20 protein-coding genes, 2 tRNA genes and 1 rRNA gene are annotated in these 21,792 nt (G+C 59.0%); 15 read left to right on the top strand and 8 right to left on the bottom strand.

The genetic code is table 11. The annotated features are described in order from the left end of the window. The first annotated feature begins 69 nt into the window (after nucleotides 1-69). From fabZ to AC6I7Z_RS15280, 10 genes are all read left to right on the top strand, one after another. Nucleotides 70-525, top strand: coding sequence for a 3-hydroxyacyl-ACP dehydratase FabZ (fabZ, locus tag AC6I7Z_RS15325; RefSeq protein WP_013507953.1), 456 nt, complete (start codon nucleotides 70-72; stop codon nucleotides 523-525). 3 nt (nucleotides 526-528) lie between these two features. Beyond that, the gene (gene lpxA, locus AC6I7Z_RS15320; RefSeq protein ID WP_084885441.1) at nucleotides 529-1,317 is read left to right on the top strand and encodes an acyl-ACP--UDP-N-acetylglucosamine O-acyltransferase; all 789 of its coding nucleotides are present in this window, start codon (nucleotides 529-531) and stop codon (nucleotides 1,315-1,317) included. A gap of 3 nt (nucleotides 1,318-1,320) precedes the next feature. After that, on the top strand, nucleotides 1,321-2,469 hold the full coding sequence (gene lpxB, locus AC6I7Z_RS15315; RefSeq protein ID WP_033749596.1) for a lipid-A-disaccharide synthase: 1,149 nt from the start codon (nucleotides 1,321-1,323) through the stop codon (nucleotides 2,467-2,469). After that, a complete protein-coding gene (gene rnhB / locus AC6I7Z_RS15310; RefSeq protein ID WP_033749598.1) occupies nucleotides 2,462-3,088 on the top strand; it encodes a ribonuclease HII in 627 nt (208 codons plus the stop codon). The genes lpxB and rnhB overlap by 8 nt, the downstream gene beginning before the upstream one ends. A gap of 31 nt (nucleotides 3,089-3,119) precedes the next feature. Next, nucleotides 3,120-6,602, top strand: coding sequence for a DNA polymerase III subunit alpha (gene dnaE / locus AC6I7Z_RS15305; RefSeq protein WP_497814840.1), 3,483 nt, complete (start codon nucleotides 3,120-3,122; stop codon nucleotides 6,600-6,602). A gap of 12 nt (nucleotides 6,603-6,614) precedes the next feature. Beyond that, on the top strand, nucleotides 6,615-7,571 hold the full coding sequence (gene accA / locus AC6I7Z_RS15300; protein WP_033749600.1) for an acetyl-CoA carboxylase carboxyl transferase subunit alpha: 957 nt from the start codon (nucleotides 6,615-6,617) through the stop codon (nucleotides 7,569-7,571). 147 nt (nucleotides 7,572-7,718) lie between these two features. Further along, nucleotides 7,719-9,857, top strand: coding sequence for a lysine decarboxylase LdcC (locus AC6I7Z_RS15295; RefSeq protein WP_497814839.1), 2,139 nt, complete (start codon nucleotides 7,719-7,721; stop codon nucleotides 9,855-9,857). A gap of 88 nt (nucleotides 9,858-9,945) precedes the next feature. After that, nucleotides 9,946-10,335: a VOC family protein gene (locus tag AC6I7Z_RS15290; protein ID WP_033793578.1), complete on the top strand. Its 390-nt coding sequence runs from the start codon at nucleotides 9,946-9,948 to the stop codon at nucleotides 10,333-10,335. Between the two features lie 50 nt (nucleotides 10,336-10,385). Then, nucleotides 10,386-11,705 (top strand): tRNA lysidine(34) synthetase TilS, encoded by a 1,320-nt coding sequence (tilS, locus tag AC6I7Z_RS15285; protein WP_497814838.1) that lies wholly within the window; start codon nucleotides 10,386-10,388, stop codon nucleotides 11,703-11,705. Further along, complete coding sequence (locus AC6I7Z_RS15280) at nucleotides 11,702-12,010, top strand: c-type cytochrome (protein ID WP_497814837.1); 309 nt, start codon at nucleotides 11,702-11,704, stop codon at nucleotides 12,008-12,010. The genes tilS and AC6I7Z_RS15280 overlap by 4 nt, the downstream gene beginning before the upstream one ends. A gap of 37 nt (nucleotides 12,011-12,047) precedes the next feature. Here the strand turns inward: AC6I7Z_RS15280 and rof are convergent, their stop codons facing one another. Then, entirely contained in the window at nucleotides 12,048-12,308 is a 261-nt protein-coding gene (gene rof, locus AC6I7Z_RS15275) for a Rho-binding antiterminator (RefSeq protein ID WP_033749607.1), read from the bottom strand. Then, complete coding sequence (locus tag AC6I7Z_RS15270) at nucleotides 12,295-12,495, bottom strand: YaeP family protein (RefSeq protein ID WP_033749608.1); 201 nt, start codon at nucleotides 12,493-12,495, stop codon at nucleotides 12,295-12,297. The genes rof and AC6I7Z_RS15270 overlap by 14 nt, the downstream gene beginning before the upstream one ends. Nucleotides 12,496-12,703: 208 nt before the next feature. On the opposite strand from AC6I7Z_RS15270, the gene arfB reads away from it, so the two are divergent. Then, nucleotides 12,704-13,114, top strand: a complete 411-nt coding sequence (gene arfB / locus AC6I7Z_RS15265; protein ID WP_497814836.1) for an alternative ribosome rescue aminoacyl-tRNA hydrolase ArfB — start codon at nucleotides 12,704-12,706, stop codon at nucleotides 13,112-13,114. Between the two features lie 34 nt (nucleotides 13,115-13,148). Here arfB and proS read toward each other — a convergent pair whose 3' ends face one another. The 6 genes from proS to metN all read right to left on the bottom strand — a co-directional run bounded on the left by proS (nucleotide 13,149) and on the right by metN (nucleotide 18,720). Next, complete coding sequence (gene proS, locus AC6I7Z_RS15260; RefSeq protein WP_497814835.1) at nucleotides 13,149-14,867, bottom strand: proline--tRNA ligase; 1,719 nt, start codon at nucleotides 14,865-14,867, stop codon at nucleotides 13,149-13,151. 69 nt (nucleotides 14,868-14,936) lie between these two features. Further along, a complete protein-coding gene (gene tsaA / locus AC6I7Z_RS15255) occupies nucleotides 14,937-15,665 on the bottom strand; it encodes a tRNA (N6-threonylcarbamoyladenosine(37)-N6)-methyltransferase TrmO (RefSeq protein WP_497814834.1) in 729 nt (242 codons plus the stop codon). Beyond that, nucleotides 15,662-16,057: an envelope stress sensor lipoprotein RcsF gene (gene rcsF / locus AC6I7Z_RS15250; protein ID WP_033749612.1), complete on the bottom strand. Its 396-nt coding sequence runs from the start codon at nucleotides 16,055-16,057 to the stop codon at nucleotides 15,662-15,664. Before rcsF ends, tsaA begins: the two co-directional genes overlap by 4 nt. A gap of 132 nt (nucleotides 16,058-16,189) precedes the next feature. Beyond that, a complete protein-coding gene (locus AC6I7Z_RS15245; RefSeq protein WP_497814833.1) occupies nucleotides 16,190-17,005 on the bottom strand; it encodes a MetQ/NlpA family lipoprotein in 816 nt (271 codons plus the stop codon). Nucleotides 17,006-17,042: 37 nt separating this feature from the next. Beyond that, nucleotides 17,043-17,696, bottom strand: a complete 654-nt coding sequence (locus AC6I7Z_RS15240) for a methionine ABC transporter permease MetI (protein ID WP_033749615.1) — start codon at nucleotides 17,694-17,696, stop codon at nucleotides 17,043-17,045. Then, nucleotides 17,689-18,720 carry a methionine ABC transporter ATP-binding protein MetN gene (metN, locus tag AC6I7Z_RS15235; RefSeq protein WP_497814832.1) on the bottom strand — a complete coding sequence of 344 codons (1,032 nt, stop codon included), beginning with the start codon at nucleotides 18,718-18,720 and terminating at the stop codon, nucleotides 17,689-17,691. Before metN ends, AC6I7Z_RS15240 begins: the two co-directional genes overlap by 8 nt. 200 nt (nucleotides 18,721-18,920) lie before the next feature. On the opposite strand from metN, the gene gmhB reads away from it, so the two are divergent. From gmhB to AC6I7Z_RS15215, 4 genes are all read left to right on the top strand, one after another. Then, nucleotides 18,921-19,481, top strand: coding sequence for a D-glycero-beta-D-manno-heptose 1,7-bisphosphate 7-phosphatase (gmhB, locus tag AC6I7Z_RS15230; RefSeq protein WP_497814831.1), 561 nt, complete (start codon nucleotides 18,921-18,923; stop codon nucleotides 19,479-19,481). Between the two features lie 400 nt (nucleotides 19,482-19,881). Further along, nucleotides 19,882-21,423 (top strand): 16S ribosomal RNA (locus AC6I7Z_RS15225). Between the two features lie 71 nt (nucleotides 21,424-21,494). Further along, nucleotides 21,495-21,571: transfer RNA gene (locus AC6I7Z_RS15220), tRNA-Ile, on the top strand. Nucleotides 21,572-21,713: 142 nt separating this feature from the next. Beyond that, nucleotides 21,714-21,789, top strand: a tRNA-Ala gene (locus tag AC6I7Z_RS15215). The last annotated feature ends 3 nt before the right edge of the window (nucleotides 21,790-21,792 follow it).

Genomic DNA, 21,792 nt, shown 5'->3' with positions numbered 1-21,792 from the left:
GGAGGATCATCTTGATCTGTGCAGGCCGTGTTATTGATGTCATCAGATTTTTAGGACAGGAAGAGTATTTTGACTACTGAAACTCATACTCTGAAAATTGAAGAAATTTTAGAGCTGCTGCCGCACCGCTACCCGTTTCTGCTGGTTGATCGCGTGCTGGAGTTTGAAGAGCACAAGTATCTGCGCGCGGTAAAGAACGTCTCTGTTAACGAACCGTTTTTCCAGGGGCATTTCCCTGGTAAACCGATTTTCCCTGGCGTTCTGATCCTCGAAGCGATGGCGCAGGCCACCGGTATCCTGGCGTTTAAAAGCGTGGGTAAACTGGAGCCGGGCGAGCTCTACTATTTCGCCGGCATCGACGAAGCCCGTTTCAAGCGTCCGGTGGTACCGGGCGATCAAATGATCATGGAAGTGACTTTCGAGAAAACCCGCCGCGGTTTGACGCGTTTTAAAGGCGTTGCTACCGTTGACGGCAAGATCGTCTGTGAAGCGACCATGATGTGTGCCCGTAGCCGGGAGGCATAATCTGTGATTGATCCAACCGCCACCATCCATGCCAGTTCCGTCATCGAAGAGGGGGCCATCATTGGCCCCAACGTTCACATCGGCCCGTTCTGCTTTATCGGCGCGCATGTGGAAATCGGCGAAGGAACGGTCCTGAAATCGCACGTGGTCATCAATGGCCACACGCGTATCGGGAAAGATAACCAGATCTATCAGTTCGCCTCTATCGGTGAAGTGAACCAGGATCTGAAATACGCCGGCGAGCCGACGCGCGTTGAAGTGGGCGACCGCAACCGCATCCGCGAAAGCGTGACCATTCATCGCGGCACCGCGCAGGGCGGCGGCGTCACCACTATCGGCAGCGATAACCTGCTGATGGTGAATGCGCACATCGCGCACGACTGCGTGATCGGCAACCGCTGCATTTTCGCCAACAACGCCACGCTGGGCGGTCACGTCACCGTGGACGACTTCGCGATTATCGGCGGCATGACGGCAGTGCATCAGTGGTGCACCATCGGCGCGCATGTGATGGTTGGCGGCTGTTCAGGCGTTGCGCAGGATGTGCCGCCCTACGTTATTGCGCAGGGCAACCACGCGACGCCGTTCGGCATCAATATCGAAGGCCTGAAGCGTCGCGGCTTCAGCAAAGAGGCGCTGCACGCTATTCGCAATGCCTATAAAGTGCTGTACCGCAGTAACAAAACGCTGGAAGAAGCCAAGCCGGAAATCGAAGCGCTGGCGAAGCAGCATAGCGAAGTGCAGCCTTTCTACGACTTCTTCGCTCGTTCTACGCGTGGGTTGATTCGTTAATTCATGTCAGTGCGTCCCCTTACGATAGCCCTGGTCGCCGGAGAAACTTCCGGCGATATTCTTGGCGCCGGTCTGATCCGCGCGCTCAAAGCGCGCCATCCCGATGCCCGTTTCGTCGGCGTGGCCGGCCCGCGCATGCAGGCCGAAGGCTGCGAAACCTGGTATGAGATGGAAGAGCTGGCGGTGATGGGCATCGTGGAAGTGCTCGGTCGTCTGCCGCGCCTGATGAAAATCGGCCGCGACCTGACGCAGCGCTTTACCGAGCTCAAGCCTGACGTCTTCGTCGGCATCGATGCGCCCGATTTTAATATCCGGCTGGAAGGGCGGCTGAAGCGCAACGGCATTCGCACCATTCACTACGTCAGCCCCTCGGTCTGGGCATGGCGACAAAAGCGCGTATTTAAAATTGGTCGTAATACCAATCTGGTGCTCGCCTTCCTGCCGTTTGAAAAAGCCTTTTACGATCGCTTCAACGTGCCGTGCCGCTTTATCGGCCATACCATGGCGGATGCGATGCCGCTGCAGCCGGATAAGTCTGCCGCACGCCGCACGCTAGGCATTAGCGACGAGGCGCTCTGCCTCGCGCTGCTGCCCGGCAGCCGACATGCGGAAGTCGAGATGCTCAGCGCCGATTTTCTGCGGGCGGCCCAGCTGCTGCGCGTACGCTATCCGGCGCTGGAAATCGTGGTGCCGCTGGTCAACGCGAAACGTCGCGCCCAGTTCGAACAGATCAAAGCCGACGTCGCTCCCGAAGTGCCGATGCATCTGCTGGACGGTCAGGGACGCGAGGCGATGATTGCGAGCGACGCCGCGATTCTGGCATCCGGCACCGCCGCGCTGGAGTGTATGCTGGCAAAATGTCCGATGGTGGTCGGCTATCGTATGAAGCCCTCAACCTTCTGGCTGGCGAAGCGGCTGGTGAAGACGCCTTACGTCTCGCTGCCCAATCTGCTGGCGGGACGCGAGCTGGTGAAAGAGCTGCTGCAGGAGGAGTGCGAACCGCACGCGCTGGCGGCGGCGCTCGAGCCGCTGCTGCATGCAGGTGCGCAACGCGACGCGCTGCTCGCGACCTTCACCGAACTGCATCAGCAGATCCGCTGGAACGCAGACGAACAGGCAGCGGATGCCGTACTGGAGATCGCCAATGGCTGATTTTATCTATCCCAATGCCCGCCTGATTGCGGGCGTGGACGAAGTGGGCCGCGGTCCGCTGGTCGGCGCGGTCGTCACGGCGGCGGTGATTCTCGATCCGGCCAACCCGATTCAGGGGCTGGCGGATTCGAAGAAACTGTCGGAAAAGCGCCGTCTCGCCCTGTTCGACGAGATTAAAGAAAAAGCGCTGGCGTGGAGCCTGGGCCGCGCCGAGCCGGAGGAGATCGACCGGCTCAATATTCTGCACGCCACTATGCTGGCGATGCAGCGCGCGGTCGCTGGCCTGGCCATCGCGCCCGATTTCGTGCTGGTGGACGGCAACCGCTGCCCGGCGCTGCCGATGCCTTCACAGGCGGTAGTGAAAGGCGATAGCCTGGTCGCGGAGATCAGCGCGGCGTCGATTATCGCCAAGGTGTCGCGCGATAGCGAAATGGCGGAGCTGGATCGGCTGTTTCCTCAGTATGGCTTCGCGCAGCACAAAGGCTATCCTACCGCGCTGCATATGGAAAAGCTGACGCAGCACGGCGCCACGCCGCACCATCGCCGCAGCTTTGCGCCGGTGCGCAACGCCCTGATCGACGCTGAAGTCCTGGCCGCTGGCCAGCCAGCTACGCTTTAATAGCCTGACGCTGTTTTAACCGGAAACCGATATGGCTGAACCCCGTTTTATACATCTGCGTGTCCACAGTGACTACTCTATGGTCGATGGCCTGGCTAAAACCGGGCCGCTGGTCAAAAAGGCGGCTGCGCTCGGTATGCCGGCGCTCGCCATCACGGACTTCATGAACCTGTGCGGGCTGGTGCGTTTCTACGGCAGCGCGCACGGCGCGGGGATCAAACCGATTATCGGTGCGGATTTCAAAGTCGCCAGCGAACTGATGGGCGACGAGCTGACCCAGCTGACGGTGCTGGCCGCCAACAATACCGGCTATCAGAACCTGACGCTGCTCATCTCGCGCGCCTACCAGCGCGGCTACGGCATCGCCGGTCCGGTTATCGATCGCGACTGGCTGCCGGAGCTGGGCGAGGGATTGATTCTGCTCTCCGGCGGACGCTGCGGCGACGTGGGCCGCAGCCTGCTGCGCGGCAACAGCGCGCTGGTGGCGCAGTGCCTCGACTTCTATCAGACCCACTTTCCCGATCGCTACTACCTCGAACTGACGCGCACCGGACGCGCCGACGAGGAGAGCTATCTGCACGCCGCGGTGGAACTCGCCATCGCTGAAGGGGTGCCGGTAGTCGCCACCAATGAAGTCTGCTTCCTGAACGAAGAGGACTTCGACGCCCATGAAATCCGCGTGGCGATCCACGACGGCTATACGCTGGACGATCCCAAACGCCCGCGCAACTACAGCCCTCAGCAATATATGCGCAGCGAAGAGGAGATGTGCGAGCTGTTCTCGGACATCCCGGAAGCGCTGGAAAACAGCGTAGAGATTGCTAAGCGCTGCAACGTCACGGTACGCCTCGGCGAATACTTCCTGCCGCAGTTCCCGACCGGCGATATGTCCACCGAAGATTTTCTGGTGATGAAGTCGCGCGAAGGGCTGGAAGAGCGCCTGGAGTTTCTCTTTCCCGATCCGGCCGTGCGCGCGGAAAAGCGGCCGGAATATGACGAGCGTCTGGAGATTGAGCTTAACGTTATCAACCAGATGGGCTTCCCTGGCTACTTCCTGATCGTAATGGAGTTTATCCAGTGGTCGAAAGATAACGGCATTCCGGTTGGTCCGGGACGCGGCTCCGGCGCCGGTTCGCTGGTCGCCTACGCGCTGAAGATCACCGACCTCGATCCGCTGGAGTTCGACCTGCTGTTCGAACGCTTCCTTAACCCGGAACGCGTCTCGATGCCTGACTTCGACGTCGACTTCTGTATGGAGAAGCGCGACCAGGTGATCGATCACGTCGCCGAAATGTACGGGCGCGAAGCGGTATCGCAGATCATCACCTTCGGCACCATGGCGGCGAAAGCGGTTATCCGCGACGTCGGCCGCGTGCTGGGGCATCCGTATGGTTTCGTCGATCGCATCTCCAAGCTGATCCCGCCGGATCCCGGCATGACGCTGGAAAAAGCCTTCGCCGTCGAGCCGCAGCTGCCGGAAATGTACGACGCGGACGAAGAGGTCAAAGCGCTGATCGATATGGCGCGCAAGCTGGAAGGCGTCACGCGCAACGCCGGCAAGCACGCCGGCGGCGTGGTTATCGCCCCGACGCGGATTACTGACTTCGCGCCGCTCTACTGCGACGAGAACGGCAACCATCCGGTCACGCAGTTCGATAAGAATGACGTCGAATACGCCGGCCTGGTGAAGTTCGACTTCCTCGGCCTGCGCACGCTCACCATCATCGACTGGGCGCTGAAGATGATCAACCCGCGCCGGGAGAAGCAGGGACTGCCGCCGATCGATATCGCCGCTATCCCGCTGGAGGATAAAAAAAGCTTCGACATGCTGCAGCGCGCGGAAACCACGGCGGTGTTCCAGCTTGAATCGCGCGGCATGAAAGACCTGATCAAACGTCTGAAGCCGGACTGCTTTGAAGATATGATCGCGCTGGTGGCGCTGTTCCGTCCCGGTCCGCTGCAGTCGGGCATGGTGGATAACTTTATCGACCGTAAGCACGGGCGCGAGGCGATCTCCTATCCCGATATTCAGTGGCAGCATGAAAGCCTGAAGCCGGTGCTCGAACCCACCTACGGCATTATCCTCTATCAGGAACAGGTGATGCAGATCGCCCAGGTGCTCTCCGGCTATACCCTGGGCGGCGCGGATATGCTGCGCCGCGCCATGGGTAAAAAGAAACCGGAAGAGATGGCCAAGCAGCGCTCGGTGTTTAAAGAGGGCGCGGAGCGCATGGGCATCGACGGCGAGCTGTCGATGAAGATTTTCGACCTGGTGGAGAAATTCGCCGGCTACGGCTTTAACAAATCGCACTCCGCCGCCTATGCGCTGGTTTCCTATCAGACGCTGTGGCTGAAGGCGCACTATCCGGCCGAGTTTATGGCGGCGGTGATGACCGCCGATATGGATAACACCGAGAAGGTGGTCGGCCTGGTGGACGAGTGCTGGCGCATGGGCCTGAAGGTGCTGCCGCCCGATATCAACTCCGGTCTCTATCAGTTCCACGTCAACGACGACGGCGAGATCGTTTACGGCATCGGCGCGATCAAAGGCGTCGGCGAAGGGCCGATCGAGGCGATCCTCGAGGCGCGCAACCAGGATGGCTATTTCCGCGAGCTGTTCGATCTCTGCGCGCGCACCGACACCAAAAAGATCAACCGCCGCGTGATGGAGAAGCTGATCATGTCCGGCGCCTTCGATCGTCTCGGTCCACACCGCGCGGCGCTGATGAGTTCGCTCGGCGACGCGCTGAAGGCGGCGGATCAGCACGCCAAAGCGGAGGCGATCGGCCAGGCCGACATGTTCGGCGTGCTGGCGGAAGAGCCGGAGCAGGTAGAGAAATCCTACGCCAGCGTGGCGCCCTGGCCGGAACAGGTGCAGCTCGACGGCGAGCGGGAAACGCTCGGCCTCTATCTCACCGGCCATCCGATCAATCAGTATCTGAAAGAGATTGAACGCTATGTAGGCGGCATGCGCCTCAAGGACATGCATCCTACCGAGCGTGGTAAAATTACCGTCGCCGCCGGACTGGTGGTGGCGGCCCGCGTGATGGTGACCAAGCGCGGCAACCGAATTGGTATCTGTACTCTGGACGATCGTTCCGGTCGTCTTGAGGTGATGTTATTTACCGATGCGTTAGATAAATACCAGCAGTTGCTGGAGAAAGACCGTATCCTGATCGTCAGCGGACAGGTCAGCTTTGATGACTTCAGCGGCGGCCTTAAAATGACCGCTCGTGAAGTCATGGACATTGACGAAGCGCGCGAAAAATACGCGCGCGGACTTGCTATCTCGCTGACGGACAGGCAAATTGATGACCAGCTATTAAACCGGCTCCGCCAGTCTCTCGAGCCCCATCGCTCGGGGACGATACCGGTGAATCTCTACTATCAGAGAGCCGACGCGCGAGCGAAGCTACGCTTTGGTGCAGCGTGGCGTATTTCGCCCAGCGATCGCCTGCTCAACGAACTGCGTTCGTTGATAGGGTCGGAGCAGGTTGAACTGGAGTTTGACTAAAACAGGAACATTATGAGTCTTAATTACCTGGATTTTGAACAGCCGATCGCGGAACTTGAAGCGAAAATTGATTCGCTTACGTCGATTGGTCGTCAGGATGATAAACACATTAATCTGGACGAAGAGGTGCAGCGCCTGCGCGAAAAGAGCGTCGAGCTGACCCGTAAAATCTTCGCCGATTTGGGCGCATGGCAGGTCGCGCAGCTGGCGCGCCATCCGCTGCGCCCTTATACGCTTGACTACGTTCGCAACGCTTTTGACGACTTTGACGAGCTGGCTGGCGATCGCGCCTACGCCGACGACAAAGCGATTGTCGGCGGTATCGCTCGTCTCGACGGCCGCCCGGTCATGATCATTGGTCATCAAAAAGGTCGCGAAACCAAAGAGAAAATCCGCCGCAACTTCGGTATGCCGGCGCCGGAAGGCTATCGCAAAGCGCTGCGTCTGATGGAGATGGCCGAGCGCTTCAAAATGCCGCTGATCACCTTTATCGACACGCCGGGCGCCTATCCGGGCGTGGGAGCGGAAGAGCGCGGTCAGTCTGAAGCGATCGCCCGCAACCTGCGCGAAATGTCGGGTCTGAAAATTCCGGTTATCTGCACCGTGATCGGCGAAGGCGGCTCAGGCGGCGCGCTGGCGATCGGCGTGGGCGACAAAGTGAATATGCTGCAGTACAGCACCTATTCGGTGATCTCGCCGGAAGGCTGCGCCTCAATTCTGTGGAAAAGCGCGGATAAAGCCCCGCTGGCGGCAGAGGCGATGGGCATCACGGCCAACCGTCTGAAAGAGCTGAAGCTGATCGACTCGATCATTCCTGAACCGCTGGGCGGCGCGCATCGTCAGCCGGTGGATATGGCGCTGTCGCTGAAAAACCAGCTGCTGGCGGATCTGGCCGATCTCGACACCCTGAGCACCGAAGAGCTGCTCGATCGTCGCTATCAGCGTCTGATGAGCTACGGCTACGCTTAAGGGCGTACAGCGGTGAAAAAGCGGACTCCGGTCCGCTTTTTTTATGTCTCTTATTTGCCGATTGGCAACAGAGTAGAGCATTCCGACAGCGCCCGACCGCCACTCTTGGCTATGATTAGCCCTGCCACATTAAAAGGGAGGTGCGCATTGAATATTCTGGCGATCATGGGTTCACACGGCATGTTCTACAAAGACGAGCCGCTGCGCGAGCTGAACACCGCCCTGACGCAGCAGGGCTTTCAGCTGATTTATCCGACGAACATCGACGACCTGCTGAAGCTGATAGAGCACAACCCGCGCATCTGCGGCGTGATCTTTGACTGGGACGCGCACAACAGTCCGGCGCTCTGCGCCGATATCAATCAGCTCAATGAACATCTGCCGCTCTACGCCTTTATCAACACCCATTCGCAGATGGATGTCAGCATCAACGAGATGCGCATGGCGCTGCACTTCTTTGAATATGCGCTGAGCGCCGCGGACGATATCGCGCTGCATATCCGCCAGTACACCGACGACTATATCGACCAGATTACCCCGCCGCTGACCAAAGCGCTGTTCACCTATGTGAAAGAGGGAAAGTACACCTTCTGTACGCCTGGCCATATGGGCGGCACCGCTTTTCAAAAAAGCCCGGTCGGCAGCCTCTTTTACGACTTCTTCGGCGCCAATACGCTGAAGGCGGATATCTCTATCTCGGTGACCGAGCTTGGTTCGCTGCTCGATCATACCGGCCCGCACCTGGAGGCTGAAGAGTACATCGCCAGAACCTTCGGCGCTGAGCAGAGCTACATGGTGACCAACGGCACCTCGACCTCGAATAAAATCGTCGGCATGTATGCGGCGCCAACCGGCAGCACGGTATTGATCGACCGCAACTGCCATAAGTCGCTGACGCATCTGCTGATGATGAGCGATATTGTGCCGATCTGGCTCAAGCCGACGCGCAACGCGCTGGGCATTCTCGGCGGCATCCCTAAGCGGGAGTTCACCCGCGCCAGCATTGAGGAGAAGGTGGCGAATACCGCGCGCGCCAGCTGGCCGGTGCACGCCGTGATCACCAACTCCACCTATGACGGCCTGCTCTATAACACCCAGTACATCAAGGAGACGCTGGAGGTACCCTCGATCCATTTCGATTCCGCCTGGGTGCCCTATACCAACTTCCACCCTATCTATGCCGGCAAAAGCGGCATGAGCGGCGAGCGTACGCCGGGCAAAGTGATCTATGAGACCCAGTCGACCCACAAGCTGCTGGCGGCCTTCTCGCAGGCGTCGCTGATCCATATTAAAGGCGACTACGACGAGCACACCTTCAACGAAGCCTACATGATGCACACCACCACATCGCCTAACTATGCGATTGTGTCGTCGATTGAAACGGCGGCGGCGATGCTGCGCGGCAATCCCGGCAAGCGGCTGATCAATCGCTCGGTCGAGCGCGCGCTCCATTTTCGCCGGGAGATCCAGCGTCTGCGCGAGGAGTCCGACAGCTGGTTCTTCGATATCTGGCAGCCAGAGCATGTCGATGAAGCGGCGTGCTGGCCGATCCAGCCGGGCGAAGAAGAGTGGCACGGCTTTACCCAGGCGGACGCCGACCATATGTATCTCGATCCCATCAAGGTCACCATTCTGACGCCCGGCATGAGCGAGCTGGGCGAGATGGCGGAAGAGGGGATTCCGGCGGCGCTGGTGGCGAAATTCCTCGACGAGCGCGGCATCGTGGTAGAGAAAACCGGGCCCTATAACCTGCTGTTTCTCTTCAGCATCGGTATCGACAAGACCCGGGCGATGAGCGTGCTGCGCGGTCTGACCGAGTTCAAGCGCGCCTACGATCTCAACCTCCGGGTGAAAAATATGCTGCCGGATCTCTACGCCGAAGATCCCGACTTTTACCGCAATATGCGCATCCAGACGCTGGCGCAGGGGATCCATCAGCTGATCCGCCAGCACGATCTGCCGCGGCTGATGCTCAAGGCGTTCGACGTGCTGCCGGAAATGAAGATGACGCCGTATCAGGCGTTCCAGCAGCAGGTGCAGGGCAGAGTCGAGACGGTGGATCTGAAGCAGCTGGTGGGACGCGTCTCCGCCAATATGATCCTGCCCTATCCGCCAGGCGTGCCGCTGGTGATGCCTGGGGAGATGATCACCGAGGAGAGCCGCGCGGTGCTCGACTTCCTGCTGATGCTCTGCACTATCGGCCGTCACTATCCCGGCTTTGAGACCGACATTCACGGCGCGACGCTGACGGAAGAGGGCGATTATCGCGTTCGGGTACTGAAATAACGGAAAAAGGCAGCGGCTTCAGACAATTGCGCATTGCAAGCCGCCGCCGCACGTCTCAGGATAGGCAAAACAGTCAGGGAGTCTTTTCATGTTGCAGTTATCATCTGTTCACCATATCGCCATCATCGCCACCGATTATGCGCGCAGTAAGGCCTTTTACTGCGATGTGCTGGGCTTCAGCCTGATGGGCGAGGTTTACCGCGAAGCGCGCGATTCGTGGAAAGGCGATCTGGCGCTGAACGGCCAGTACACCATTGAGCTTTTCTCCTTTCCTTCGCCGCCGGCGCGCGTCAGTCATCCTGAAGCCTGCGGCCTGCGTCATCTGGCCTTTACCGTGCCGGACGTCGGCGCGGCGGTCGCGGCGCTGGCGGAAAAAGGCGTGGTATGCGAACCGATCCGCATCGACGATCTGACCGGCAAGCAGTGCACCTTCTTTGCCGATCCGGATGGTTTGCCGCTGGAGCTTTATCAGGCGTAAAATAGCGCGCGCAAGGGCCGCATCCGGCGGCCCTGATTCTGGAACGCGTCATGCCTTTGTCTCATCTCGCTTCGCTGTTGCCTGACGATGCCGCGCTGGTGGTAGCGTTTAGCGGCGGTCTCGACTCCACCGTGCTGCTGCATCAGCTGGTCAGCTGGCAACAGACGCACCCGCAAGCGCGCCTGCGCGCGCTGCATGTCCACCACGGATTAAGTCCCAACGCCGACAGCTGGGCGGCGCACTGCGTGGCGATCTGCGAAGCCTGGCAGCTTGGCTGCGAGGTGCTGCGCGTGCAGGTCGACGCGCGCGAGCAGGGCGTTGAGGGCGCGGCGCGCGCGGCGCGCTATCAGGCGCTGACCACGGCGATGCAGCCTGATGAGTGGCTGCTGACCGCGCAGCATCTCGATGACCAGTGCGAGACGCTGCTGCTGGCGCTGAAGCGCGGCAGCGGACCGGCCGGGCTGGCGGCGATGCCGGTGCGGCATCAGCGCCACGGCCGCGTGCTGCTGCGTCCGCTGCTCGCGCAGTCGCGCCAGCAGCTTGAAGCCTACGCGCAGCAGCATCAGCTGCGCTGGATCGAAGATGAAAGCAATCAGGATGCGCGCTACGATCGCAATTTCCTGCGCCAGCATCTGCTGCCGACGCTGCAGGCGCGCTGGCCGCACTTCGCCGCCGCGTGCGCGCGCAGCGCGGCGCTGTGCGGCGAGCAGGAGCAGCTGCTGGACGAACTGCTGGCGGAGCAGCTGGCCGATCTGCTGCATCCAGACGGCAGCCTGCATTTCCCGCCGCTGTTACAGATGAGCGAGACGCGCGCCAACGCGCTGCTGCGACGCTGGATCGCCCGTCAGGGCGCGCCGATGGTGTCGCGCGCCGCGCTGACGCGTCTGCGTCAGGAGGTGATGCTGAGCCGTGAAGATGCGCAGCCGCGTTTACGCTTTGGCGAGGCGGAGGCGCGCCGCTATCGCGATCGGCTCTACTGGGTGCCGCGCTGCGCGTCGCTAAAGGATCGGCAGCTGCCCTGGCCCGATCGCCGCGCGCCGCTGATGCTGCCGCAGCGGCTCGGCGCGCTGCATGCCCACCGCGCACCCTCGGCGCTGCGTCAGCCCGAGGCGGACGAAGAGGTGAGCGTACGTTTTCATGCGCAGGGCTATTTTCATCTGGCGGGCCGCGCCGGCGGCCGCGAAATCAAAAAGCTGTGGCAGGAGCTGGCGATCCCGCCGTGGCAGCGCGAACGTATTCCGCTGATATATTACAATCAGACGCTTGTCTGCGCGCCCGGTCTGTTCGTCACCCGGGAAGGCGCCGCCGTCGACGACAGCGGCTGGCAGGCGATCTGGAAAAATCACGAGAGCGCTGGAGAGCAACCATGAAGAGATTACTGGCCGCCTTGCTGCTGGCGGCGTCGCTGCCTGCACTGGCCGACGGCGACGTCAACGCGGGGGCGCAGAAGTCGGCCGCCTGCGCCGCCTGCCATGGCGCGCAGGGAAAAAGCAGCATGCCGCTCTATCCCAACCTTGCGGGACAGAACGCCGCTTACCTCAACCATGCGCTGCAGGCCTATAAAAAGGGCGAGCGCAGCGGCGGGCAGGCGGAGGTCATGAAGGCGTTTGTGGCGGGATTAAGCGATGAGGATATGGCGGATCTGTCGGCTTACTATGGGTCGTTGAAACCTTAGGGAAGGGGGCGGGAATATCCCGCCCGAGGCGCTGTCGTTACTCTTCGCTGACGACAACGGTGCCCAGCTCAGGATGGCTGAAGCTGGCGATGTGATCGAGGCGCAACTCGCGCGTTTCGCCGGAGAGATCGATAGAGAGGTATTCGACGTTTTTACGTGAAACCATATCCGTCGCTTTCGCCTTCAGCGCTTCCCCGTTTTTCAGGGTCAGCTCAAGCGTCCAGCGTTTCGTGCAGGCGAGTTCCAGGTTGTCGTAATCATCGCAGTTGATGGGTCTATAAGCTTCATTCGTCAACATAGTCGCTCACCAGTAAGTTTGCGGCGGCATAAGCTGCCTGTTCCCTGACAGAAGAGTTTAGCGCAGAATTTGCGGCAATATCATCGAGTGCCTTTAAAACGCATCCGATCGCATCGGGCACATATCCCAGTTCGCCGCTGCCGATCTCGGCATACTTCTGACGAACCAATTCACAATATTTTTGCACTTTCACCTCCTCAGCAGAGCAAGAATACTCTGGTTGCCTGAGGAACTATATCACAGGCATTTCCAGGATTTCAGCCAGAGCAAAGCAGGATCGTAGCGTCGAAAGCGGCTAAAGTGACAGAATCCGCTGGCTACGCGCCATAAACAGCAAGCACAAAAGGTTAAGTTGATGAACAGGTTAAACGAGGCAATCCTGTCTCAGGTGACAGATGATTAAAGTTTCACGTACGGTCGAGCTGCCCGACGGCGAAGTCGAGCTAAGCGCCATTCGCGCCCAGGGCGCGGGCGGGCAGCATGTGAATAAAACCAGCACCGCGATTCATCTGCGTTTCGATATCGCCGCATCCTCGCTGCCGCCGTTTTACAAACAGCGCATGCTGGCGGCCAAACACCATCTGATTACGCCGGAAGGCATGGTGATTATCAAAGCGCAGGAGTATCGCAGCCAGGAGATGAACCGCGAGGCGGCGGTACAGAGGCTGGTCAATTTGATTCAGGAGCTGACGCGGGTAGAGAAGGCGCGGCGCGCTACGCGGCCGACGCGCGCGTCGAAAGAGCGGCGGCTGGACGGGAAAGCGCGGCGCAGTTCGACCAAAGCGATGCGGGGAAAGGTGCTGTAAAGAAACGCCCCCGAAAACGGGGGCGGGAAGGAACTTACTTGTTAAGCGCTTTCAGCAGGAAGTCAACGATGTCGCTCTGCTTGATCATCTCTTTCTCGCCGGCGCGGCGCGCTTTGTACTCAATCTCTTCGTTGTCGAGATTGCGGTCGCCGATAACGATGGTGTGCGGCACGCCAATCAGCTCCATATCGGCGAACATCACGCCTGGACGCTCTTTACGGTCGTCGAGGATCACCTCAACGCCTTTGGCGCGCAGGGTGTGGTAAAGCTCTTCCGCCAGCTCTTTCACGCGGAAAGATTTGTGCATATTCATCGGCAGAATCGCAACGTCGAACGGCGCCAGCGCCGCAGGCCAGATAATGCCGCGCTCGTCGTGGTTCTGCTCGATCGCCGCCGCGACGACGCGCGTAATGCCGATACCGTAGCAGCCCATGGTCAGCACCTGATTGCGGCCATCTTCGCCCTGAACCGCCGCTTTCATCGCTTCCGAGTATTTGGTGCCGAGCTGGAAAATATGGCCGACTTCGATGCCGCGTTTGATCTGCAGCGTGCCTTTGCCGTCCGGGCTCGGATCGCCTTCCACCACGTTGCGGATATCGGCCACGATCGCCTGCGGCAGATCGCGCTCCCAGTTAATGCCGACATAGTGTTTGCCGTCGACATTGGCGCCGGCGCTGAAGTCGCTCATCTTGTCGACGCTGCGATCGGCGATAACCGGCATCGCCAGACCCACAGGGCCAAGCGAGCCTGGACCTGCGCCCACTGCGGCGCGGATCTCTTCTTCGGTGGCGAACGTCAGCGGCGAGGCGACGATGTCGAGTTTCTCCGCTTTAATCTCGTTCAGCTCGTGATCGCCGCGCACCAGCAGCGCAACCAGCGTATGGCCGCTCTCTTCGCTGGCTTTCACCATCAGCGTCTTCACGGTTTTCTCAATCGGCAGCTGGAACTGTTCCACCAGCTCGGCGATGGTTTTCGCGTTCGGCGTATCAATCTGCGCCAGCGCCTGAGTCGGCTGCGGGCGATCGCCAGCCGGCGCCACCGCTTCGGCCATTTCGATATTGGCGGCGTAGTCCGAGTCGGTTGAGAAGATCACATCATCTTCGCCGCTCTGCGCCAGCACCTGGAATTCGTGCGACGCGCTGCCGCCGATAGAACCGGTATCCGCCTGAACCGCGCGGAAGTCGAGGCCCATACGGCTAAAGCTGTTGCTGTAGGCGCGGTACATGGCGTCGTAGGTTTCCTGCAGCGACTCCTGCGAGGTGTGGAAGGAGTAAGCGTCTTTCATGATGAACTCGCGCGAGCGCATCACGCCAAAGCGCGGACGCACTTCATCGCGGAACTTGGTCTGGATCTGATAGAGGTTGAGCGGCAGCTGCTTATAGGAGCTAAGCTCGTTGCGGATCAGATCGGTGATCACTTCTTCATGCGTCGGACCGAGCACGAACGGGCGCTCGTGGCGATCGGCCACGCGCAGCAGTTCCGGGCCGTACTGTTCCCAGCGACCGCTCTCCTGCCACAAATCGGCAGGCTGAACCACCGGCATAGAGATCTCAATCGCGCCCGCGTTGTTCATCTCTTCGCGCACGATGTTTTCGACTTTTTTCAGCACGCGTAAACCGGTCGGCAGCCAGGTGTAGAGACCTGAAGCCAGTTTGCGGATCATCCCGGCGCGCAGCATCAGCTGGTGGCTGATCACTTCCGCGTCGGAGGGCGTCTCCTTAAGGGTGGAGAGCAAATATTGAGTAGTACGCATTGATTAAGGTTCCAGTTGAACGGAGAGTCACTGACAAAAGTTTTGTTGGCGGCTAGTGTACCAGCGAGATCACGGGCTCAAAAGCGCGTTTTCGCGCGGGTCGATGCCGGTCACCTCGGTGCCGGTTTCATCGACGCGCCAGCGCACATTGAAATCGAGCAGCCAGACGGCATATTCGCGCGACTGCGCTTCGCCTTTGCGGTAGGCGGGACGCGGATCCTGCGCCAGCACGTCGCGGATAAAACGCGCCAGATGGGGATAGCGCTGCTGCTGCTGCGCCAGCTGCTGTTCCGCCTGCGGCGAGAAGCGCACCGGCATATCGGCCGCGGGCGCTTCCTGCGCGAAACCGGCCCGCGCCTGCGGCAGCGCCTCGGCGAAGGGGAGGTAGGGCTTGATATCCACGACCGGCGTGCCGTCTACCAGATCCAGGCTGCCGAGCTGCAGGATCACCTGATTCTTCTCGCAGCGTATCGCTTTCAGCTCAACCAGCGACATGCCGACAGGGTTCGGGCGAAAGGTCGAGCGCGTCGCGAACACGCCCATGCGGGCGTTGCCGCCCAGGCGCGGCGGGCGCACCGTGGGCCGCCAGCCGCCTGCCATGGTCTGATGAAACACGAACAGCACCCAGAGATGGCTGAAACTCTCCAGGCCGCGTACCGCCTCCGGCTGGTTATAGGGCGCCATCAGATGCAGCTCGCCGTGACCGTCCTGCACCAGGCCAGGCTGGCGCGGCACGGCGAATTTCTCTTTCCACGGCGAACGGATCACGCCGATCTGCTCGAAGGCGAAAGCGCTCATTGATTCACTTTCAGCGCGGAGCCCTGGCAGATCGCCTGACGATAGCAGCCCGGCGTGCTGCTGACGATCTCACACTTATGCAGCAGAACGGCATTGGCTTTCAGGTAAGAGGCTTTAATCTGCAGACGTTTGCGCGCGGTGGCGATATTCGGCGGCGAATCCTGGCGGCTGCTCTGGCAGTCATCGCCGGCGACTTCGCCCAGATCGCGGAACGGCTTGCTGACCAGATCGGCGGCGTCGGTATAGACTTTGACCGGCGCGGGGCGCGGCGCGGGCTTGCGCGCGGGCTCGCGGGATGGCTGCGAATGAGCGGGTGCGCTGCTTATCGGGTGGTATTCGTGAACGCACCCGGTCAGCATCAATGCTAACAAGCAGAGCGGTAATAAACGCATGGCAACATCCTCAAGGTTGTAAAAAGTGGCGTTATTGAAACAAGGACCAGGCGAAATAACAAGTCGCGCCGGATGCGGCGCAAAAGAAAGGGCGGCTAAGCGCCGCCCTGGTCAGAAGTGTCAGGAAAGAGATTACCAGCCTTTCACTGCGCCGCCGTTAAAGATCTTGTTCGCGGCTTCTGCGACTTCGTCAGACTGATAGGCCTGAACGAATTTTTTCACGTTTTCAGCGTCTTTGTTATCTTCGCGGCTGACGATCAGGTTCACGTACGGCGAATCTTTATCTTCGACGAAGATGCCGTCTTTGGCCGGCGTCAGGCCGATCTGGCTGGCGTAGGTGGTGTTGATCACCGCCAGCGCGATCTGCTGGTCATCCAGCGAACGCGGCAGCTGCGGCGCTTCCAGCTCGACAATCTTCAGGTTTTTCGGGTTCTCGACGATATCCAGCGAGGTCGGCAGCAGGCCGACGCCATCCTTCAGCTTGATCAGGCCCACTTTCTGCAGCAGCAGCAGAGAACGGCCGAGGTTGGTCGGGTCGTTAGGGATAGCGACCTGCGCGCCGTTTTGCAGCTCGTCCAGCGATTTGATTTTTTTCGAGTAGCCAGCGATCGGATAAACGAAAGAGTTGCCGACCGGCACCAGCTTGTAGCCGCGATCTTTGATCTGCTGATCCAGATAAGGTTTATGCTGGAAGGCGTTGACGTCGATATCGCCTTTGCTCAGCGCTTCATTCGGCAGCACGTAGTCGTTAAAGGTCACCAGCTCGACGTCGAGGCCATATTTATCCTTCGCGACTTTCTGCGCCGCTTCGGCGACCTGCTGCTCTGCGCCGACGATCACGCCCACTTTGATGTGGTTAGGATCTTTGGCTTTCTGATCGCATCCTGCCAGCGCAATCGCGCCAATCAGTGCACCCACAGCGGCAATCTTTTTTAATGTAAAAGTCATATCTCTTCCTTAATGGAGACGTAATGATATTGCTGACTTATTTATGGGACACGGCACGCACGATGCGGTCGCCACAAAACTGAATTAAATACACCAGAACGACCAGTAACACGAGCACCGTATTCATCACCGTCGCGTTATAGCCGATATAGCCGTACTGATAGCCAATCTGCCCCAGCCCGCCAGCGCCGACGGCGCCGCCCATGGCGGAGTAGCCGACCAGCGTGATCAGCGTGATGGTCGCGGCGTTCACCAGGCCCGGCAGCGCTTCCGGCAGCAGCACCTTGCGCACGATTTGCAGCGGCGTGGCGCCCATGGCGCGCGACGCTTCGATCAGTCCGGTCGGCAGCTCAAGCAGCGCGTTCTCGACCATACGGGCGATAAAAGGCGCGGCGCCGACGGTCAGCGGCACGATAGCCGCCTGCAGGCCGATAGAGGTGCCGACGATGGCGCGAGTAAAGGGAATCATCCAGACCAGCAGAATAATAAAGGGAATAGAACGGAAAATATTCACCAGCGCAGAGAGGATGCGATAGAGCGTCCGGTTTTCCCGAATCTGTCCCGGACGGGTGACGTAGAGCAGCACGCCGACCGGCAAACCCAGCACGAAGCCAAAGAAGCCAGAGACAAAGGTCATCATCAGCGTTTCCCAGACGCCGCGCGCCAGTAAAGCCATCATCGCCTCAGACATAACCCAGTACCTCTACTTTCACATGATTTTCCTGCAGCCACGCAATAGCGGTGTTGGCGTCGCTCTCCGCGCCGTCCATTTCGGCCAGCATAATGCCGAACTTCACGCCGCCGGCGTAATCCATCTGCGCGCTGATAATGTTGTTATTGACGTTGAAGCGGCGCGCGGCTTCAGAGAGCAGCGGCGCGTCGACCGACTTGCCGGTGAACTCAAGCCGCAGCAGCGGCACGCGCTCGGCAGCAGGCTGCGACACCATGCGCTGCTGATAATCCTCCGGGATATCGAGGTGCAGCGTCGACTGGATAAACTGCTGCGCCAGCGGCGTTTTCGGATGAGAGAAGACTTCGCTGACGCTGTCTTTTTCAATCAGCTCGCCCTGGCTGATTACCGCGACCTGATCGCAGATGCGCTTCACCACGTCCATCTCGTGCGTAATCAGCAGAATGGTCAGGCCAAGGCGACGGTTGATATCTTTCAGCAGCTCGAGGATAGAGCGGGTAGTGGCGGGATCGAGCGCGCTGGTGGCTTCGTCGCACAGCAGCACTTTAGGATTGCTGGCCAGCGCGCGGGCGATGGCGACGCGCTGTTTCTGTCCGCCCGAGAGGTTGGCGGGCCAGGCGTCATGCTTATCGGCCAGGCCGACCAGCTCCAGCAGTTCCGTCACGCGCTGTTTAATCGCATCGCGCGACAGGCTGCCCAGCTCAAGCGGCAGCGCCACGTTGCCGAAGACGGTACGCGAATTCATTAAGTTAAAGTGCTGGAAGATCATGCCGATTTGACGGCGCGCCTGAGTCAGCTGACGTTCGCTCAGGGCGGTTAACTCCTGGCCGTCGACCAGCACGCGGCCTGACGTCGGGCGCTCCAGCAGGTTAACGCAGCGGATAAGGGTGCTTTTACCGGCGCCGGACGAGCCGATAACGCCATAAATCTGTCCCGCAGGCACATGCAGGCTGACGTCAGAGAGCGCCTGAATGGTGCGTGAGCCTTGCTGGAACACTTTGGTAATATTTTCAAGTTTAATCATTAGGTTATTTATTATCGTCTTGCGTTATCCGTGGTGTGGAACCTTTCGCGCCGATCTCCCGTGCGAAAGCTGAACGGATGGTAAGGCATCCAGACGTCTAAATCAATCAAAGTCATCTCATCTGCCATTCTCTCTTTTATTGCAATCATGCAATACTAGGCGGCAATTTTAGTAGCATCTTTAGTAGCAGGAGTTTCTCAGTGGCGAATAAAGTCCCGGCGGTATTTCTCGATCGTGATGGCACCTTGAACGTGGATCACGGCTATGTCCATGAAATCGACAACTTCCAGTTTATCGACGGCGCCATCGAGGCGTTGCAGGAGCTGAAGAAGATGGGATTCGCGCTGGTGCTGATCACCAATCAGTCCGGCATCGCTCGCGGCATGTTCAGCGAAGACCAGTTCATGCAGCTGACTGAATGGATGGACTGGTCGCTGGCGGACCGCGACGTCGATCTCGACGGCATCTATTTCTGTCCGCATCTGCCGGACGCGCCGGTGGAAGCCTATCGTCAGGCGTGCGACTGCCGCAAGCCGCATCCTGGCATGCTGCTTTCAGCGCAGAAGCATCTCGATATCGATATGGCGGCTTCTTATATGGTGGGTGACAAAATGGAAGATGTGCTGGCGGGCAAAGCGGCGGGCGTAGGCACAAACGTGCTGGTGCGCAGCGGCAAAACCATCACGGCGGAAGGGGAAGCGGCCGCAGACTGGGTGCTTAATAGTCTCGCCGAGCTGCCTCAGGCGATTAAAAAGCGCTAAAAACGTGCGTTTTGCGCATTAATCAGACGAACGACACAAAACTTTAAAAAAGGCGCTTGCGCTCTCTGAACGACTCCCTATAATGCGCCTCCATCGACACGGCACAACGGCTTACGGAATGCGGTGTTGAGGTGATGAAAGTCACCGTCGGTCAGAGCGAAAATAAACGCTTGACTGACACAGAGAGTAGCGTAATATACGCCACCTCGCAGCAGCAGGCTGAGCCGCTGACTGCACCGCTCTTTAACAATTTATCAGACAATCTGTGTGGGCACTCGAGAGCAGATATCAAAGCCTTCGGGCTTAAAAAATATCAAGCCTCACGAGTGGACACATAATGACATTCATTATGACGTTTTACAGATGAGCACCGCTTAACTGGTTTAAGCAAATCAAACTTAAATTGAAGAGTTTGATCATGGCTCAGATTGAACGCTGGCGGCAGGCCTAACACATGCAAGTCGAACGGCAGCACAGAAGAGCTTGCTCTTTGGGTGGCGAGTGGCGGACGGGTGAGTAATGTCTGGGAAACTGCCCGATGGAGGGGGATAACTACTGGAAACGGTAGCTAATACCGCATAACGTCGCAAGACCAAAGTGGGGGACCTTCGGGCCTCACACCATCGGATGTGCCCAGATGGGATTAGCTAGTAGGTGGGGTAACGGCTCACCTAGGCGACGATCCCTAGCTGGTCTGAGAGGATGACCAGCCACACTGGAACTGAGACACGGTCCAGACTCCTACGGGAGGCAGCAGTGGGGAATATTGCACAATGGGCGCAAGCCTGATGCAGCCATGCCGCGTGTATGAAGAAGGCCTTCGGGTTGTAAAGTACTTTCAGCGGGGAGGAAGGCGATGTGGTTAATAACCGCGTCGATTGACGTTACCCGCAGAAGAAGCACCGGCTAACTCCGTGCCAGCAGCCGCGGTAATACGGAGGGTGCAAGCGTTAATCGGAATTACTGGGCGTAAAGCGCACGCAGGCGGTCTGTCAAGTCGGATGTGAAATCCCCGGGCTTAACCTGGGAACTGCATTCGAAACTGGCAGGCTAGAGTCTTGTAGAGGGGGGTAGAATTCCAGGTGTAGCGGTGAAATGCGTAGAGATCTGGAGGAATACCGGTGGCGAAGGCGGCCCCCTGGACAAAGACTGACGCTCAGGTGCGAAAGCGTGGGGAGCAAACAGGATTAGATACCCTGGTAGTCCACGCCGTAAACGATGTCGACTTGGAGGCTGTTCCCCTGAGGAGTGGCTTCCGGAGCTAACGCGTTAAGTCGACCGCCTGGGGAGTACGGCCGCAAGGTTAAAACTCAAATGAATTGACGGGGGCCCGCACAAGCGGTGGAGCATGTGGTTTAATTCGATGCAACGCGAAGAACCTTACCTACTCTTGACATCCAGAGAACTTGCCAGAGATGGCTTGGTGCCTTCGGGAACTCTGAGACAGGTGCTGCATGGCTGTCGTCAGCTCGTGTTGTGAAATGTTGGGTTAAGTCCCGCAACGAGCGCAACCCTTATCCTTTGTTGCCAGCGATTCGGTCGGGAACTCAAAGGAGACTGCCGGTGATAAACCGGAGGAAGGTGGGGATGACGTCAAGTCATCATGGCCCTTACGAGTAGGGCTACACACGTGCTACAATGGCGCATACAAAGAGAAGCGACCTCGCGAGAGCAAGCGGACCTCATAAAGTGCGTCGTAGTCCGGATCGGAGTCTGCAACTCGACTCCGTGAAGTCGGAATCGCTAGTAATCGTGGATCAGAATGCCACGGTGAATACGTTCCCGGGCCTTGTACACACCGCCCGTCACACCATGGGAGTGGGTTGCAAAAGAAGTAGGTAGCTTAACCTTCGGGAGGGCGCTTACCACTTTGTGATTCATGACTGGGGTGAAGTCGTAACAAGGTAACCGTAGGGGAACCTGCGGTTGGATCACCTCCTTACCTGAAGATACTGCCTTCGAAGTGCTCACACAGATTGTCTGATAGAAAGTAACGAGCAGAAAAACCTCTACAGGCTTGTAGCTCAGGTGGTTAGAGCGCACCCCTGATAAGGGTGAGGTCGGTGGTTCAAGTCCACTCAGGCCTACCAGATTTTCCCTCATGCTGCGTTGTGACGACGGCTCGCATAGTGAACTATGCTTCGCATCGCCACGCCTTGCCTGAGAAAAAATCGCATTCCTCGCACGAAGAATGCCACTCCTGGTAGTAGACGGTCTCTGCAGTAACTGTATGGGGCTATAGCTCAGCTGGGAGAGCGCCTGCCTTGCACGCAGGAGGTCAGCGGTTCGATCCCGCTTAGCTCCACCATAC

Source organism: Pantoea sp. X-Soil-MYKO-1289 (assembly GCF_059730625.1).
Note: the sequence above shows the minus strand (reverse complement) of the source record. Positions and strands in the feature narration are given on the sequence as shown.

Bases quoted from the DNA above. Each gene is read 5' to 3' on its own strand.
- lpxB (WP_033749596.1), top strand. From the start codon at position 1,321: ATGTCAGTGCGTCCCCTTACGATAGCCCTGGTCGCCGGAGAAACTTCC.
- rnhB (WP_033749598.1), top strand. From the start codon at position 2,462: ATGGCTGATTTTATCTATCCCAATGCCCGCCTGATTGCGGGCGTGGAC.
- dnaE (WP_497814840.1), top strand. From the start codon at position 3,120: ATGGCTGAACCCCGTTTTATACATCTGCGTGTCCACAGTGACTACTCT.
- accA (WP_033749600.1), top strand. From the start codon at position 6,615: ATGAGTCTTAATTACCTGGATTTTGAACAGCCGATCGCGGAACTTGAA.
- AC6I7Z_RS15290 (WP_033793578.1), top strand. From the start codon at position 9,946: ATGTTGCAGTTATCATCTGTTCACCATATCGCCATCATCGCCACCGAT.
- tilS (WP_497814838.1), top strand. From the start codon at position 10,386: ATGCCTTTGTCTCATCTCGCTTCGCTGTTGCCTGACGATGCCGCGCTG.
- AC6I7Z_RS15280 (WP_497814837.1), top strand. From the start codon at position 11,702: ATGAAGAGATTACTGGCCGCCTTGCTGCTGGCGGCGTCGCTGCCTGCA.
- rof (WP_033749607.1), bottom strand. From the start codon at position 12,308: ATGTTGACGAATGAAGCTTATAGACCCATCAACTGCGATGATTACGAC.
- arfB (WP_497814836.1), top strand. From the start codon at position 12,704: ATGATTAAAGTTTCACGTACGGTCGAGCTGCCCGACGGCGAAGTCGAG.
- proS (WP_497814835.1), bottom strand. From the start codon at position 14,867: ATGCGTACTACTCAATATTTGCTCTCCACCCTTAAGGAGACGCCCTCC.
- tsaA (WP_497814834.1), bottom strand. From the start codon at position 15,665: ATGAGCGCTTTCGCCTTCGAGCAGATCGGCGTGATCCGTTCGCCGTGG.
- rcsF (WP_033749612.1), bottom strand. From the start codon at position 16,057: ATGCGTTTATTACCGCTCTGCTTGTTAGCATTGATGCTGACCGGGTGC.
- AC6I7Z_RS15245 (WP_497814833.1), bottom strand. From the start codon at position 17,005: ATGACTTTTACATTAAAAAAGATTGCCGCTGTGGGTGCACTGATTGGC.
- AC6I7Z_RS15240 (WP_033749615.1), bottom strand. From the start codon at position 17,696: ATGTCTGAGGCGATGATGGCTTTACTGGCGCGCGGCGTCTGGGAAACG.
- metN (WP_497814832.1), bottom strand. From the start codon at position 18,720: ATGATTAAACTTGAAAATATTACCAAAGTGTTCCAGCAAGGCTCACGC.